The sequence below is a fragment of the Rhodococcus sp. IEGM 1381 genome (assembly GCF_030056795.1).
GTDB lineage: Bacteria > Actinomycetota > Actinomycetes > Mycobacteriales > Mycobacteriaceae > Rhodococcoides.
Genome location: NZ_JASHKQ010000006.1, coordinates 160,879 through 175,959, shown reverse-complemented (window position 1 = coordinate 175,959; position 15,081 = coordinate 160,879). Strand labels below are relative to the sequence as shown.

Annotated in this window: 14 protein-coding genes and 1 pseudogene; 6 read left to right on the top strand and 9 right to left on the bottom strand. The window is 64.8% G+C overall.

The annotated features are described in order from the left end of the window. The first annotated feature begins 52 nt into the window (after positions 1 to 52). From QM797_RS16350 to QM797_RS16340, 3 genes and pseudogenes are all read left to right on the top strand, one after another. A complete protein-coding gene (locus tag QM797_RS16350; protein WP_283276700.1) occupies positions 53 to 919 on the top strand; it encodes an SDR family oxidoreductase in 867 nt (288 codons plus the stop codon). A gap of 25 nt (positions 920 to 944) precedes the next feature. Continuing rightward, positions 945 to 2,435, top strand: coding sequence for a flavin-containing monooxygenase (locus QM797_RS16345; RefSeq protein WP_283276699.1), 1,491 nt, complete (start codon positions 945 to 947; stop codon positions 2,433 to 2,435). Positions 2,436 to 2,445: 10 nt separating this feature from the next. Then, a pseudogene (locus tag QM797_RS16340) lies at positions 2,446 to 3,132 on the top strand (NADPH-dependent F420 reductase); the annotation flags it as partial. 42 nt (positions 3,133 to 3,174) lie between these two features. Here QM797_RS16340 and QM797_RS16335 read toward each other — a convergent pair. The 5 genes from QM797_RS16335 to QM797_RS16315 form a co-directional block, all read right to left on the bottom strand. Next, positions 3,175 to 3,456, bottom strand: a complete 282-nt coding sequence (locus tag QM797_RS16335) for a protealysin inhibitor emfourin (RefSeq protein WP_283276698.1) — start codon at positions 3,454 to 3,456, stop codon at positions 3,175 to 3,177. Positions 3,457 to 3,466: 10 nt separating this feature from the next. Beyond that, complete coding sequence (locus tag QM797_RS16330; RefSeq protein ID WP_283276697.1) at positions 3,467 to 4,519, bottom strand: M4 family metallopeptidase; 1,053 nt, start codon at positions 4,517 to 4,519, stop codon at positions 3,467 to 3,469. Positions 4,520 to 4,610: 91 nt separating this feature from the next. Next, a complete protein-coding gene (gene surE, locus QM797_RS16325) occupies positions 4,611 to 5,360 on the bottom strand; it encodes a 5'/3'-nucleotidase SurE (RefSeq protein ID WP_283276696.1) in 750 nt (249 codons plus the stop codon). Then, entirely contained in the window at positions 5,357 to 6,310 is a 954-nt protein-coding gene (locus tag QM797_RS16320) for a 1-phosphofructokinase family hexose kinase (protein WP_283276695.1), read from the bottom strand. The genes surE and QM797_RS16320 overlap by 4 nt, the downstream gene beginning before the upstream one ends. A gap of 67 nt (positions 6,311 to 6,377) precedes the next feature. Further along, positions 6,378 to 8,051 (bottom strand): phospholipase D family protein, encoded by a 1,674-nt coding sequence (locus QM797_RS16315; RefSeq protein WP_283276694.1) that lies wholly within the window; start codon positions 8,049 to 8,051, stop codon positions 6,378 to 6,380. A gap of 54 nt (positions 8,052 to 8,105) precedes the next feature. Between QM797_RS16315 and QM797_RS16310 the strand changes: the two genes are divergently transcribed. Continuing rightward, positions 8,106 to 8,954 (top strand): aldo/keto reductase, encoded by an 849-nt coding sequence (locus QM797_RS16310; RefSeq protein WP_283276693.1) that lies wholly within the window; start codon positions 8,106 to 8,108, stop codon positions 8,952 to 8,954. A 55-nt stretch (positions 8,955 to 9,009) separates the two neighbouring features. Here the strand turns inward: QM797_RS16310 and QM797_RS16305 are convergent, their stop codons facing one another. Then, the gene (locus QM797_RS16305) at positions 9,010 to 9,648 is read right to left on the bottom strand and encodes a 3-oxoacid CoA-transferase subunit B (RefSeq protein ID WP_283276692.1); all 639 of its coding nucleotides are present in this window, start codon (positions 9,646 to 9,648) and stop codon (positions 9,010 to 9,012) included. Beyond that, entirely contained in the window at positions 9,645 to 10,406 is a 762-nt protein-coding gene (locus QM797_RS16300) for a CoA transferase subunit A (RefSeq protein ID WP_283276691.1), read from the bottom strand. The genes QM797_RS16305 and QM797_RS16300 overlap by 4 nt, the downstream gene beginning before the upstream one ends. A 142-nt stretch (positions 10,407 to 10,548) precedes the next feature. Between QM797_RS16300 and QM797_RS16295 the strand changes: the two genes are divergently transcribed. Next, positions 10,549 to 11,331 carry an IclR family transcriptional regulator gene (locus QM797_RS16295; protein ID WP_283276690.1) on the top strand — a complete coding sequence of 261 codons (783 nt, stop codon included), beginning with the start codon at positions 10,549 to 10,551 and terminating at the stop codon, positions 11,329 to 11,331. On the opposite strand, the gene QM797_RS16290 is transcribed toward QM797_RS16295, so the two are convergent. After that, positions 11,328 to 11,600 carry a hypothetical protein gene (locus QM797_RS16290; RefSeq protein WP_283276689.1) on the bottom strand — a complete coding sequence of 91 codons (273 nt, stop codon included), beginning with the start codon at positions 11,598 to 11,600 and terminating at the stop codon, positions 11,328 to 11,330. The genes QM797_RS16295 and QM797_RS16290 overlap by 4 nt on opposite strands. Positions 11,601 to 11,760: 160 nt before the next feature. Between QM797_RS16290 and QM797_RS16285 the strand changes: the two genes are divergently transcribed. Then, a complete protein-coding gene (locus tag QM797_RS16285; RefSeq protein WP_283276688.1) occupies positions 11,761 to 13,881 on the top strand; it encodes an HNH endonuclease signature motif containing protein in 2,121 nt (706 codons plus the stop codon). Between the two features lie 32 nt (positions 13,882 to 13,913). On the opposite strand, the gene QM797_RS16280 is transcribed toward QM797_RS16285, so the two are convergent. Next, positions 13,914 to 15,059, bottom strand: a complete 1,146-nt coding sequence (locus QM797_RS16280; RefSeq protein WP_283276687.1) for an NADH:flavin oxidoreductase — start codon at positions 15,057 to 15,059, stop codon at positions 13,914 to 13,916. Between the last annotated feature and the right edge of the window lie 22 nt (positions 15,060 to 15,081).

The following is a 15,081-nucleotide window of genomic DNA, read 5'->3' as shown; positions in this document are numbered from 1 at the left end:
GGTATCAGATGCAAAGTGTTCGCAGACAAGCATTCGGATCGAGGGGGAGCACATGGCGGCGTCGACGCTACGGAACAAGGTGGTTCTGATCACCGGAGCAGCACGGGGAATCGGTGCCGCCACTGCGCGTGACCTGGCAGGCAAAGGCGCCCGGCTGGTACTCGTCGACGTCGACGAGGCCCCGCTGCGAGAGCTGGCGACCCAGCTGAAGGCCGAGGCGTTCGTCGCCGACGTCCGAAATCTGGACGACATGCAGCGCGCAGTCGACGGCGGCATCGCGGCCTACGGCGGTATCGATCTAGTGCTCGCCAACGCAGGAATCGCCAGCTACGGATCGATCATGCGGGTGGACCCGGCCACGTTCCAACGCGTCATGGACATCAACGTGATGGGCGTGTTCAACACCGTCCGCGCTGCGTTGCCGTCGCTGATCGAGCGGAACGGCTACATCCTCGTCGTCTCCTCGCTCGCGGCGTTCACTCCGTGCCCCGGCCTGGCGGCCTACAACGCGAGCAAGGCTGCGGCCGAACACTTCGCGAATGCGCTTCGCCTGGAAGTGAACTACCGCGGGGTCGATGTCGGCTCCGCGCACATGGCGTGGATCGATACCCCGATGGTGCAGGACGCCAAATCCGATCTCACGGCATTCCAGGATTTGCTAGCGGTACTGCCCGGCCCGCTCGGCAAGACGATGACCGTCGAGCAGTGCGTCGACGCGTTCGTCGACGGCCTGGCCAAGCGCAAGCGTCGCGTCTACGTACCGCGTTGGGTGGGTGCGGCGTCCTGGTTCAAGGCCGTCATCACCTCACGCGTCGGCGATCGCAGCATGCTCGAGCACGTGCCGACGATCCTGCCCAAGATGGACGAAGAAGTAGCACGCCTCGGTAGGTCCGAGAGCGCACGCAACAAGACCAGCTGACCCCCCCACCGAAGGAATCGTTGACATGACTGCCGTACTGACTACCCCCGAGGTCGATGTCCTCATCATCGGTGCCGGCCTGTCCGGGATCGGGGCCGCCCGTCACCTCGGGCACGATCTGCCCGGGAAGACGTACACCATCCTGGAAAGCCGCGGCGCGATCGGTGGCACGTGGGATCTGTTCCGCTACCCCGGGATTCGCTCCGATTCCGACATGTACACCCTCGGGTACAGCTTCAAGCCGTGGATGGGCGAGAAGTCCATCGCCGACGGCACCGACATTCGCAACTACATCGTCGAAACTGCCCGAGAAGCAGGCGTCGACAGGCACATTCGTTACCACCACAAGGTCGTCGCCCTCGAATGGTCGTCCGAGCAGCAGTTCTGGACGGTGACCGCGCAGCGTAGCGACACCGACGAGACCGTCACGATCACCGCGTCGTTCGTGTTCTCCTGCAGTGGTTACTACAACTACGACAAGGGCTTCAGTCCCGAATTCGCCGGCCAGGAGAACTTCGGTGGGCAGGTGATCCACCCGCAGCACTGGCCCGAGGATCTTGACTACGCGGGCAAGAAAATTGTCGTCATCGGCAGTGGCGCAACGGCAATCACGTTGGCGCCCAACCTTGCCCGCGATGCCGAGCACGTGACCCTGCTGCAGCGCTCGCCGAGCTACATCCTCTCGCTGCCGTCCAAGGACCCGATCGCGCAGGCATTGAGGAAGCGACTGCCGAAGAAGTTGGCGTACAGCGTGACTCGACTCAAGAACGTGTCGATGGCAATGTTGATCTTCACCTTGAGTCAGAAGTATCCGGAATTCATGAAGAAGCGGATCCGGAAGATGCAGGAGGGGTGGCTGCCGAAGGGATACGACCTCGACACCCATTTCACCCCGTCCTACAACCCGTGGGATCAGCGGCTGTGTCTGGTACCCGACAACGATCTGTTCCGCTCGATCCGTAAGGACGAGGTCTCGATCGTCACCGATCACATCGACAGCTTCACCGAGACCGGTCTGAAGCTGAAGTCCGGCCAGCACCTCGACGCCGATATCGTGGTTACTGCAACGGGATTGAACCTGTCCGCACTCGGCGGCGCGACCTTCCGCGTCGACGGCAAGGACGTGGATCTGCCCAGCACCATGGCGTACAAGGGCATGATGCTCACCGGCATCCCCAACTTCGCCTTCGTCGTCGGATACACCAACGCGTCGTGGACCCTCAAGGCCGACATGGTCTCGAACTACGTCATGCGACTTCTTGCTCACATGGACGAGAACGGTTACAGCACCGTCGAGCTCGAACGTGATCCCTCTGTCGACGAAGAACCGTTTCTCGATTTCGCCGCCGGTTACGTGCTGCGGGCCGTCGACAACTTCCCGAGGCAGGGCAGCGAAACCCCGTGGAAGCTGCGGATGAACTACTTCCGGGACCTGCCGGTTCTGCGATACGGCAAGCTCGTGGACAAGGCGATGAAGTTCGGTCGGCCCCGCTCGAAGGTCTCCGTGGGTTCCTGACGGGAATAGATCGCAGCCTGGATCGTTTGTTCCGGACATGAAAATTGGCATCATCGGAAGTGGACAGATCGGCGGCACGCTCACGCGCCGACTCGCAGCACTCGGTCATGAGGTTCGGTTCTCCAACTCGCGTGATCCGGAGACTCTCGCCGACCTGGCGGCGGAAACCGGAGCGACCGCGGTGTGGGCCGCGGATGCCGCGGAAGATGCCGACCTCGTCATTCTGAGTATCCCGCAGAAGAACGTTCCGGATCTCGCTCCAGGAATCACCAGTGCTCGCAAGCCCGGAGCGCCGATCATCGAAACGAACAACTACTACCCGCAGCAGCGGGACGGGCTGATCGAGGAGATCGAAGGCGGAACACCCGAAAGCGTCTGGGTGGCCCAACAACTCGGTGAGCCGGTGATCAAGGCCTTCAACGGAATTTGGTACAAGCACCTGCTCGAGAAGGGCGTACCGGCCGGGACCGACGGTCGCATCGCGCTTCCAATCGCAGGCAACGACGCCGACTCGAAGAAGTTCGTGTTCTCGGTCATCGACGAGCTCGGCTTCGACCCGGTCGACGCCGGAACCCTCGAAGAGTCCTGGCGACAGCAGCCGGGAACACCTGTTTACGGCAAAGACTTCGGAGTCGACGCCACCGTCGAGGCACTGAGCCAGGCAACCGAAGAACGCGGCGCGGAGTGGAAGGCCTGAGAGCTGAGCTGGTTCGACTACAGAGCTGACTACAAGACTGACCTACCTGACGCGGCCCTCGCGGAGTGTGCGCTCCGCGAGGTCGCGTAGGGGCCCGGTCAGGGCAGAATCCCCGACGCGGCACGAATGCTCGCCCACCGAGACGTTCCAGACGAATGTGTCGCGGGCATTCGAGTCGGCAGCGTCAGTGGCCTGCTGATCGGCAATGTACGGCTGCGCGGCGTCGACCAACGACTGCCATTCCGGCTCGTCGGTCTCGACGACGCCACGTTTGGACATTCCGGCAACGCCGCCGGTTCGTAGTACCTCGATGCGCAGGCTCATCTGCCCTCGATCACACCCGATTCTCGCTCGGCTTCGGTATGGACTCAAGCCCGGTTGTCGTCACCCCCACGGTAGCCCAACCCGTGGCCACGGCCTCGGCAACGTCGGACCCTGCTCCGAATCGCTTGTTGGCCGCCGCGAGTGTTGCTGCCGAGAAGCCGGCGAAGTCCACTGTGGGCGAGAGTCCGCCGACGGTCATCGTGTCGAACCAAACCTGCCCCACACGGTCCCACGCCGGACCACCCAGAGTGGTGGCTGCAACGGCGAACGCGCGGTTGGGAATACCGGAATTGATGTGCACCCCGCCATCGTCCTCGGTGGTGACGACGAAATCGTCCATACTGGCCGGCTGCGGATCCTTGCCCAGCACATCGTCGTCGTAGGCGGTACCGGGCTCGAGGAGCGAGCGCAGAGCCATTCCCTGAACGGCAGGCAGGAACAGACCTTCGCCGATCAGCCACGAGGCGTCCTCGGCGTTCTCCTTCGCGGTGTACTGCTCGACGAGCGCGCCGAAGACGTCGGAGATCGACTCGTTCAGTGCGCCGGCCTGGTCCTTGTATTCGAGCGGAGTGGTGTACTGCGTGAACCCGTGCGCGAGCTCGTGCGCGATGACGCCGAGTGAGACGGTGAATCGAGCGAACACCTCTCCGTCACCGTCGCCGAACACCATGCGCGAGCCATCCCAGAACGCGTTGTCGTAATCCTGGCCGTAGTGCACCGTCGCGTCGAGGGGCAGGCCACTGCCGTCGAGACTCGAGTAGCCGTAGACCTCGTCGAAGAACGCGTAGGTCGCGCCGAGACCGTTGTATGCCTCGTCGGTCGCGGCATCGCCGGTGGGATCCTCACCCTCGGCGCGAACCTGCTGGCCCGGGAGGTCGCGAGTCGATCTCGCGTCGGAGATGGTGCGTTCGAGTGTGCCGCCGGTCCGCGGCGCGATGGCGGTACGTGCCTGGACGACTTCTCGTCCTGCCCGCATCTCACGGTCGGCGAGCAGCGTAGCGCGGGCGCCGGCTCCCCGGAGCCGCTCGAGTAGAAACGGTGGAACTACTGAATGGAACGTCATACGCGGTGACCCCCTAGGTCCGTGGCATGTGCGGTGCGTGGTTCTCAGTGTGCCCGAGGGCACCGACAATTCTCGTTCCGCGGCGCGGAGCTCACTCGCGCATCGTCGACAGATCGACGCAGTCCACCTCGCTCGGGGGACGCAGTGCGGTGACGGTCGCCCAGTTCCGGGCCAGCAGCGAGGCGTCGGAATCGTCGTCCTCTGCTTGGATCGCGTCGAACCGGACGGTGACGAAATCTTCTCCGCGGTCTCCTATTTCGGCCTGCACCGCGCCGTAGCGAGCCAGTGATGCCGGGACGATTCCGGCGAAGTCGGCGAGGGGAACGTTGGGAATGTTGACGTTGACCACGGCATCGACGGTCAAGTGCGTGACCATCCATGTCACAGCCAGGTGTGCGACGTGTTCGGCGGTCTCCCAATGCGACGGCCGAGTGGCGAGCGACGACAGCGCCATGGCAGGAATCCCGTGCGTCAGGGCGGTCAATGCCGCGCCCACCGTTCCCGAATGCAGCACGGCAGCGCCGGTATTGGGGCCGTGATTGATACCCGAGAGCACGAGGTCCGGTACGTCGCCGAAGGCCCCTCTCGTGGCGACGAACGCGATGAGGGCAGGCGAGGCCTGTACCGCATACGCCGTCACATCGGGTAGTCCCTCGATCTCGGTCAGCTCGATACCGAGGTGGTCGTCGACGCCCATCCCCGTCAACGAAGCGCTTGCGCCACTGCGCTCCTCGTGGGGCGCGGCCACCACGACGTCGAGGCCGGCATCGAGGGCGACCCGTGCCAGCAGGGCGATGCCTGCGCTGTGTACGCCGTCGTCGTTGGTGATCAGGGCTCTCATTTCTTGCCCGCCTTGCCGTACGGACGCACGTCCACCGATTCGGTCAGCCCGAGTACCAGATCTTTTCGGCCGCTACCCAGGCCGCGGCGGGTGACGTTGGCGGTGCCCGCGCCTCCGCCCAGCCGTAGCGCCTCCTGCATCGGCATTCCCTGGGCGATTCCGGCCGCGATCCCGGCGCTCATCGAATCGCCTGCGCCGTGGTGGTCGACCATCTGCAGACCCGGGGTAACGATCTCGAGTACGTCGCCCTCCACCAGAGCCAACGCTGGATCCCCCGCTCGTGAGATCACGACGACCTCGGCCCCGGCGTCGTGCATTTTTCGCATCGAATAGATCAGGTGCTTCGGGTCTTCGGACTCGGCACCACCGTCGGCGATGAGATCCTCGTGACTGACTTTGAGCACCGTGAGACCGCCGGTGAGAGCGGCCTGCATCGTCGGTCCCGACAGGTCGGCTACCACCGGGACGTTGAGCGCACGGAGGTCTGCGCACAACCGCTCGTACACCTCGGCCGGCACGATGTCGTCGGCATGCGGACCGCCGAGGATCGCGACGTCGCTGCGGGCACCGGTGGCGAGTGCGGCACCGAACAGATCGTCGAGCGCGTGCCTGGCGAGCGGCGGCGGGTCCACCGTGGCCAGTACCTCACGCTTTCCGCTGCGGCGATCGTGCACGTAGGAGCCACTTTCCTGGCCGATATCGATGGAGACGACGGAAATGCCCTCACCCTCGACGATGCCCCGCAGCACGGCACCGATCTCGCCGCCGAAGACCCCGGCGAGCGTGACATCGAGACCGAGCACCGACGCCATTCGCGCGATCCAGTGACCCTGACCGCCTGCGTGTACGTGCAGTTCGGTACTGCCGTTCGGGGCGGCGTCGAGAGTCACCGTCAGAAGCGGAGACGGTGCGAAGACGAGGGCAGTGGGTGTACGAGAGGAGGAAGGCACCGATCGCGAATGCCCGATTTGTCAGGTCCGAAACGGATAGAGCGGGAAGGGCCGGTCGACAATGTCGTCAGAATCGACGACGCAGGCGCATCCCGATGGGCCGCCCGTCGGGGTCGACGAACAACCGGTAGGCGAGTGCGGCGAGTCGCTGTTGCCAGACGGGCGGCACCGAGATCTCGTGCTTGCGCAGTCGGCCGACCGGCCGGGACTTCGCGGACGGGTTGCGATGCCAGTTGTCGAGAGCGGTCGCGCTGGCCGCGACCACATCGAAGAACTGCTGCGGGTCGACGAGGTCTGCGTCGTCGCCGTCGGCCCGTCCCAGGTGCTCGCGAATCAGTTCGAGTCTCAGGTTGCGCGCATGGGTTCTGGCACCGTCGCCGAGGCCCGCCGGGTCCAAGGGTGCGCGATCGTCGCGCTGCTCGTCGACGATGGCCGCGGTCAGCTCCGAATCATGGGTCCAGGAGCGGCGATTGAAGTTGTCCGATCCCACCGCGGTCCATACGTCGTCGATGATGCAGACCTTCGAGTGCACGTATACCGGTATGCCTCGGTCGTTTTCGATGTCGAGTACCAGAACGCGATCACCGCCGGCCGCCCGGATGACCCCGAGTGCAGCCGAGTGTCCCAGCAGCGCAGAAGGAATGGTCAAGTTGCTGTCGTCGTCGAGGTGCTTGGGGACCACCACGACCAACTTCAGATTCGGCTTCCGGCGCAATGCTGCGGCGAAGACGCGAGCTACGTCGACCGACCACAGATACTGATCCTCTATGTAGATCAGCTCGGTAGCCCTGTCGAGGGCTTTGGCGTATGCGCGGGCCGCGCTGCGCTCGCCCTTCGTGGCGAACGGGTAGGCGGGGCGTCGGCGGGGATAGGTGCGCAACAACTGCACCGAGCACGTGCCCCGCGGCTCCGGGGCCGCCGCCGCAGGAGGGAGTTCCGACGGCTCTCGCGTGACTCCGCGCAGCAGGTCGGGGATGGCGTGCCACGGCAAGCGGGAGAGAGCCGCCGGATCTTCCCAGCGTTCGCGGAAGACGTCTTCCACGTCTCGTACCGCCGGGCCTTCGATCTGCACCTGCACGTCGTGCCAGGCGGGGATCTCGCCGTACTCGGGAGGGAAGGGACGTGAGACAGGGTCGCCGAAGTGATCGGCATCATCGCGTCGAGCACGGGCCAGATCGATGCCACCGACGAACGCGACGTCGGGCAGATCTTTCCTGCCGTACCGCACGACGACGAACTTCTGGTGGTGGCTTCCGGTCACCAGCACGCGCTGGTCGAGAATGACCTCGCCGCCCGCCTCCTCCAGCCGCAGCGCGAGCTTACGGTTCTTCGGGCCGGTGAAACCGAGGGTCTCCATGTGGGAGCGCCACACCATGCCCTTGACGACGCCACCGCGGTGCGCGACGGCTGCCAGGGCATCCTCGACGGTCACGCCGTCGTCGGTGAGCAGCTGCTCCGGGTCGCCGCGCCAATCGGTGAAGAGCACCAGATCGTTTCGCTCGGTCTGCTCCAGGGCTCGTGCGAGTGCAGCGAAGTAGGTCTTGCCGTGCACCAGATTCTCGACGCGGTTGCCCTCGGTCCACGCCGAAATTCGGGTGTCGTCGTTGCCTCGCTCGGGCGCGGTGAGGAACCACGGGTGCGCCGGGTCGAAGTGGCGCTCGGGGGCAATCAGAGCGGAGGTGGACCGGCCGAATTTCTCGGCAACTCCGTCTACGACGCGCCGGATGCGCTGCACTATCACGCACGCATCATTTCACCCGGTTTGAAGGCGAGAGTGGGCGGGCACCCCGGCGATATGACTCAGGTACCCAGCGTCACGCTCAGAAACGGCAAGCAGATTCCCCAGCTCGGCTACGGCGTCTTCCAGATCGACCCGGAGGAGACCGCGAAGGCCGTCGAAACGGCGCTCGAGATCGGCTACCGACACATCGACACCGCCGAGATGTACGGCAACGAGAAGCAGGTCGGCGAAGGCATCCGTAACTCCGGGATCGATCGCGAGTCGGTCTTCGTCACCAGCAAGCTCAACAACGGCTTTCATCGGCCCGACGACGCGCGCTCGGCATTCGACAAGACGCTCAGCGACCTCGGAACCGACTACGTCGACCTCTTCCTCATCCACTGGCCGCTACCCACCCGCTACGACGGCGATTTCGTATCCACGTGGAAGACGTTGGAGGAGTTCGCAGCCGACGGCCGCGCCCGCAACATCGGTGTCTCCAACTTCCAGCCCGCTCACCTCGATCGCCTCGCGCAGGAGACCGATACGGTCCCCGCGGTGAACCAGATCGAGGTGCACCCGTACTTCGTGAACAACGACGTATGGGCTTACGGCCGTGAGCACGCCATCCCCACCGAGGCGTGGTCGCCGATCGCTCAGGGCAACGTCCTCGACGACGCGGAACTGCAGCGAATCGCCGATGCAGCAGGCAAATCGGTTGCGCAGGTGGTCCTTCGCTGGCACATTCAGCGCGGCAACATCATCTTCCCGAAGTCGGTGACGCCGGAGAGGGTCAAGGCCAACTTCGAGATTTTCGACTTCGAGCTCAGCTCCGCCGATGTCGACGCCATCACGGCGCTGGACAAGGGTGAGCAGGGTCGTACCGGACCGAATCCGGATACGTTCGACATGATTCCGGACTAGGACGTAACACTGTGGGCCCGAACGTGTTCGGACGTTCGGGCCCACAGTCGTTCGATCAGTGCTTCAGGGTCGATCCGGTTGCGGCGGTGACCTGCTCGGTGGTCACGCCCGGTGCCAGTTCCACCAGCTCGAGCGTGCCGTCGCCGACGACGTCGATGACGGCCAAGTTGGTGATGATGCGGTCCACGACGCCCTGGCCCGTGAGCGGCAGAGTGCAGGCGTCGAGGATCTTCGGATTGCCGTCGCGGTCGGTGTGTTCCATGACGACGATGACACGTCGGGCACCGTGCACGAGGTCCATCGCGCCGCCCATGCCCTTGACCATCTTGCCGGGCACCATCCAGTTGGCGAGGTCGCCGGTGCGGGAGACCTGCATGCCGCCGAGTACCGCGGTGTCGATGTGGCCGCCCCGAATCATCCCGAAGCTCAACGACGAATCGAAGTATGCTGCACCGGGATTGACGGTGACGGTCTCCTTGCCCGCGTTGATGAGATTGGCGTCGACCTTGTCCTCGGTGGGGTAAGGCCCGGTGCCCAGGATGCCGTTCTCCGAGTGCAGGGTGACCTTGACGTCTTCGGTGAGATATCCCGGGATCAGTGTCGGTAGTCCGATGCCGAGGTTGACGTATTCGCCGTCGATCATCTCCGCTGCGGCGCGTTCGGCCATCTGATCGCGCGTCCATCCTGCACTCATGCTCGAACTCCTGAACTGACGGTGCGCTTTTCGATGCGCTTGTCCTGTGGCCCGGTGTGTACGACGCGTTGGACGAACACTCCGGGCAGATGTACGTGGGCTGGGTCGATCTCGCCCGGCTCCACGAGATTCTCGACCTGCGCGATAGTGATTTTGCCGGCCATCGCGGCGAGGGGGTTGAAGTTCATCGCGGTTTTGTCGAACACGAGATTGCCTGCTGTATCGCCTGTTTCGGCGTGCACCAGTGCGAAGTCGGCATTGATCGACTCTTCGAGTACATACCGCTTGTCGCCGAACACTCGCGTTTCCTTGGGCGGCGATGCGATCGACACCGAGCCGTCGGCGTTGTAGCGCCACGGCATTCCGCCGTCGGCGATGGGGCTGCCGACCCCGGCGGGGGTGAAGAATGCGGGAACGCCGTTGCCGCCGGCGCGAAGCCTTTCGGCGAGCGTGCCCTGAGGGGTCAGTTCGACCTCGAGTTCGCCGGCGAGGTACTGCCGGGCGAACTCCTTGTTCTCTCCGACGTACGAGGCGGTGACGCGGCGAATGCGACCTGCCGCCAACAGGATTCCGAGCCCGTAACCGTCGACGCCGCAGTTGTTGGAGAACACTTCGAGCTCGTCGGCGTCGGTGTTCGCGATGGCCTCGATGAGGGCGTCCGGAATACCGCACAGCCCGAAGCCGCCGACCGCGATGGTCGCCCCACGGCCGATATCTGCGACCGCGTCGGCAGCGGACGCGTAGGTCTTTCTTGTCACAAGAACTCCTGATGTGTTCGTTGAGCAAACGATGACTTCAGTGAACCTGAGCTGCATCTCGATGTGGCAAGAATGGCCTCGATTGCTCGTCCGGTGAACGGTTCGAGAGTTGGTGTCCACTGGGTGGACGTACGATGCTCGGGTGACGTCATCGGAAGCCAACGCGAGTGTGATCGGGAAGATCTGTTCGTTGCTGCGTGCAGCCGGAGCCGAGGAGCCATCCGGTGCCTCCACCACTGCCCTCGCGCGGGCGGCCGGTATCGCTCGACCCACCACCCACCGCTTGCTGTCCACGCTCGCGGAACAGGGATTCGTGGATCGCGACGCCGGCACCGGCCGCTGGTCGCTGGGGCCGGAGATCTACCTGCTGGGGTCCATGGCGGCCCTGCGGTACGACATCACCGACCAGGCGCGAAAAGTAGTGCAGGCGTTGGCCACCGAGAGTGGTGAGAGTGCGTTCCTGTCGGCTCGGCGGGGTTCGGAGACGGTGTGCTTGCTTCGAGTGGAGGGAAGTTTTCCGCTGCGCTCGCACGTGCTGTACGAGGGAATTCGGCTGCCGCTCGGAGTGGCGTCCGCAGGGTTGGCCATTCTTGCGCACCTACCGGATCGGGAGGTCGACGAGTACCTCGATGGCGTGAACCTGGTGCCGGAGTGGGGCGAGAGCCACGCCGCCGTGGAGATTCGCAGGCGGATAGCGCACACCCGCACCACGGGATTCGCCGTCAATCCGGCGCTGCTCGTGGAGGGTAGCTGGGGACTCGGTGCCGCCGTGTTCGATCGCGCCGACAAGCCTGCATGGGCGCTGAGCTTGACCGGTGTCGAGACGCGATTCCGCGACGATCGACGACGGGAGCTGGGCAAGATGCTCCTCGACGCGGCGCACCGACTCACCGTGCAACTGGGGGAGCGGCCCAGCCCCGGCTAGCTGTCGAGCTCGTCCAGAATATCTGCGGCGTCTTGGCTTCCTGCCGCGGCCAGTCTCTGCAGCTCGACGCGATCACCACGTTCACCGGCAAGTTCGACCAGGATGTCGACGGCATCGGTACTGCCTGCGTCGGCGAGGGCGCGGAGTTCGTCGAGGTCGTTTCGAGAGCCTGCGAGTTCGACCAACTGGTCGAGCGCATCCTGATCGCCTTCGTTCGCGTGGGCGCGTAACTCGGCCAGCTCGGCCGCTGTGGAATCGGGCTCGGTCATGGGTCGAAGTGTAGAACGCCTATCGAATTCGACGCATCGCACCAGGTCACGAGGATGTTCGGCGCAGCGATGTCGGCTCGACGGTTTCTGTCGGTGGCTCGGGTTACTGTTCTTCTTGTTCGAACAGACGTTCTTGTTTCGGGTCACCGGGGGGTGAAAAATGGGTGCAGTACCAACCGTGTCGCTGGAGGCGTTGACCGCTGCCGCACGAGCAGAAAATCGTCTGGCGGCCCGCAAGATCGCTGCCTGCTACCGCGTGCACTGCGACTGGATCACACTCGATGTCGAGCACAAGCACTACAGCCGATACGGACGTACCGAAATGGCAGTCGCGTTGGGGTGCTCGGCGACGGTCGCCGAATCGTATGTGTCCGTCGGCGTTGCCCTGCACACCCGACTACCGCTGCTGCGGAGAGCGTTCGAGACCGGCGAGGTCGACCTCCCCCGTGTGCGGACGGTGTGCCGGATCCTCGACAACCTCTCCGATGACATCGTGAAGAAGGTCGAGGACGAGGTCGTCGAAGCCGCCCGCCGGTCTTCGCCGGGTCCGCTCGAGAAGGAGATCTGGGACATCCTGCTGCGGGTCGCCCCCGAGGAAGCAGCAGCACTACGGGAGTTCGCGAAACGATTCCGCAGCGTCACCTACAGCCCCGCCGGGGAACTCACCCGGATCCGGGCCGAGCTGACCGCACCCGAAGCCGCCGCCGCATGGCAGCTCCTCGAGGAGATGGCCGACACGCTCTGCCCGAAAGACCCCCGCGGCAAGAAAGAACGCCTGTGCGATGCGTTCATGGCCCGCATGCACGGCGAACCCCGCCTGACATGCCTGTGCCACCGCCCAGAGTGCCCGAAAAAAGATGCAGAGCTGCCCGATCGTCGGGTGCCGTTGACGATGATCACCGTCGACATCGCCACCCTCATCGGGTTACTGGCGAACCCGGCGTACCTGGCCGGTCACGGTTCCATCGACCCGGACCTCGCGCGGGAACTCGCGCGCAACAGTCAGTGGCAGGTCCTGCTCACCGAGGCAGTCACCCTGGCCGAGAAACTGGGACTGGCTGTGCAGGACCCCGAGACCGGGGAATGGGAACGACGCCCGGACAGCGAGACGGCAGGGGGTGCAACAGGACCCGAGACGGGAACAGGGACAGATACAGACAGAGACGCGGACTCGGCTACTGATACCGCTACGGCTGCTGATGGAGATGGGGGAATGAGGTCGGCCGCGGACTCGGGGGCGGGGGCGGGGACAGATTGCTCGACCGACAAGACTTCGGCCAGTTCACCAGCCGACGAGTCCGAGGAGAACGGCGAGTCCGAGGAGAACGGCGAGACCGCACCCGTACGTGCGACCGACCCGTCGGCAACTCCCAGCCGGGGTGCCGCCGATCCTGTCGGGAAGCCCGCAGCAACTCGTTCGTCGGCACCCACGTCAGCATCGCAATTACCTGCGGACCAGACCTCGCGGGTGCCTGATCCTGCACCGAAGAATTTCCAATCACCCTCTCCTGCAACAACAGCCGGACCCAATTCAGCCGTAGGTCCGGCATCGGGAACAGGCTCTGCTGCTTCTGCTGCCACAAGCGACGACCAACGCCAGCGGCGCCGGCACTCATTGACCTCGGCCGCAGCACTGTTCTGCACCCACACACCCGTCGGCAGGGGCACACGGCACAGCTCTGCCCTCGACCTGCCCTCCGCAATCCGGCCGAACAGCCGAAGCATCCACACACCCGCCGGCATCTACCTCGGCAACGCATCCCTCGCCGCCGCCCTCGAAGCCGCCATCGCCGCCGATCCCACCCTCGGAAAGTCCGTCGCACGCGACCCACTGACCGACCGAGCCCTGACATACCGACCCGACGCCCTCACCACCGCCGCAGTACGGCTACGTGATCGGCACTGCCGCTTCCCCGGCTGCAATCGCCCCGCCGACCGCTGCCAACTGGACCACATCACACCCTTCGACCACACGAACCCCCGCGGCGGCGGCTGGACCACCGTCAACAACCTCCAATGCCTGTGCGAGTTCCACCACACCGTCAAAACAGCCGGCTACTGGAAAGCCACCATGCTCCCCGGCGGCGCGATCCTCTGGCAATCGACATCGAAAACCACCCGAATCACCCTGCCCGCCAACGGAACAACAGTACCCATCCTCGGCAACGACCTGAGGCCACACATCCCCACCAAACCCAAACGATCCGGCATCATCGCCCACCCCAACCCACCTGACAAAGAACAGTCCGAGACAGACGAAACGGCAGCACCGCCGTTCTAGACGATGCTGCCGTGAATCCCTGTGCCGCTCGCTCAGACCAAGTGCTGAATGTGGTCGCGCGTGAATTCGATGCGCTCGTCCACGCGGCCGTCGCCCACCTTGTTCACCCACTCCGGATCGGACAGCAACGCGCGTCCGACGGCCACCAGATCGAACTCGCTGTTCTCGAATTGACCGACGAGAGCGTCCAATCCGGTCACACCCGACGCGGCATCCTCCGACCATGCCGACGTGAACACCGAGTCGAGACCGACCGATCCGACCGTGATCGTCGGAACTCCGGTGAGCTTGCGAGTCCACCCGGCCAAGCCGAGCTTGCCGTCGCTACCGTCCAGCTCGGGGAACGCCGGATCCCAGTGGCGACGGGTCGAGGCGTGCAGCACATCCACTCCGGCGTCGACCAGTGGCGTCAGGACGCGTCCGAGTTCCTCGGGGTTCTGCGCGATCCGAGCGTCGAAGTGGTTGCTCTTCCACTGCGAGAATCGGTACACGATGGCGAAGTCCTCGCCGACGGCCGCGCGGATCGCCGCAACGACCTGTGCGGGGAAACGGGTGCGGGCCTCGAGCGAGCCGCCGAACTCGTCGTCGCGTACATTGGTTGTGGCCCAAAGGAACTCGTCGAGCAGATACCCGTGCGCGCCATGCAGTTCGAGGCCGTCGAAGCCGGTGTTCTTCGCGTTGACCGCGGCCTGTACCCACTGTGAGGTGAGTTCGTCGAGGTCGGCGTCGGTGAAGGCTCGACCGACCGAGGTGCCGTCGAGTGCAATGCCGGACGGGCTGACGGTGGTGACGTCGGGGAACAGGCGAGGCTCGGTGCCGCGCTCGACCCCGAGGTGCCACAGCTGCGGGATGATCGCGCCGCCCTCAGCGTGCACCGCGTCGACGACGCCCTTCCAGCCCTCGAGGCTGGCGTCGCCGTAGATGCGTGGAACGCGGGTGTGGGGGCCTGCGGCGGGATCGGGTATGTAGGTGCCCTCGGTGATGATGAGGCTGGTGCCACCGGCTGCACGTTTGCGGTAGTACTCGGCCACGTCCGGGCCGGGGATGCCGTCGGGTGAGAAGGCGCGCGTCATCGGGGCCATGGCGAAGCGGTTACGCAGCTTCAGCGACTTGACCTCGAACGGCTCGAAGAGCCCGGCGGTGGACAGGTGCTGAGTTGTGGATGCAGTTTCGGTCACGCCTGCGCACAACCTGTACCAA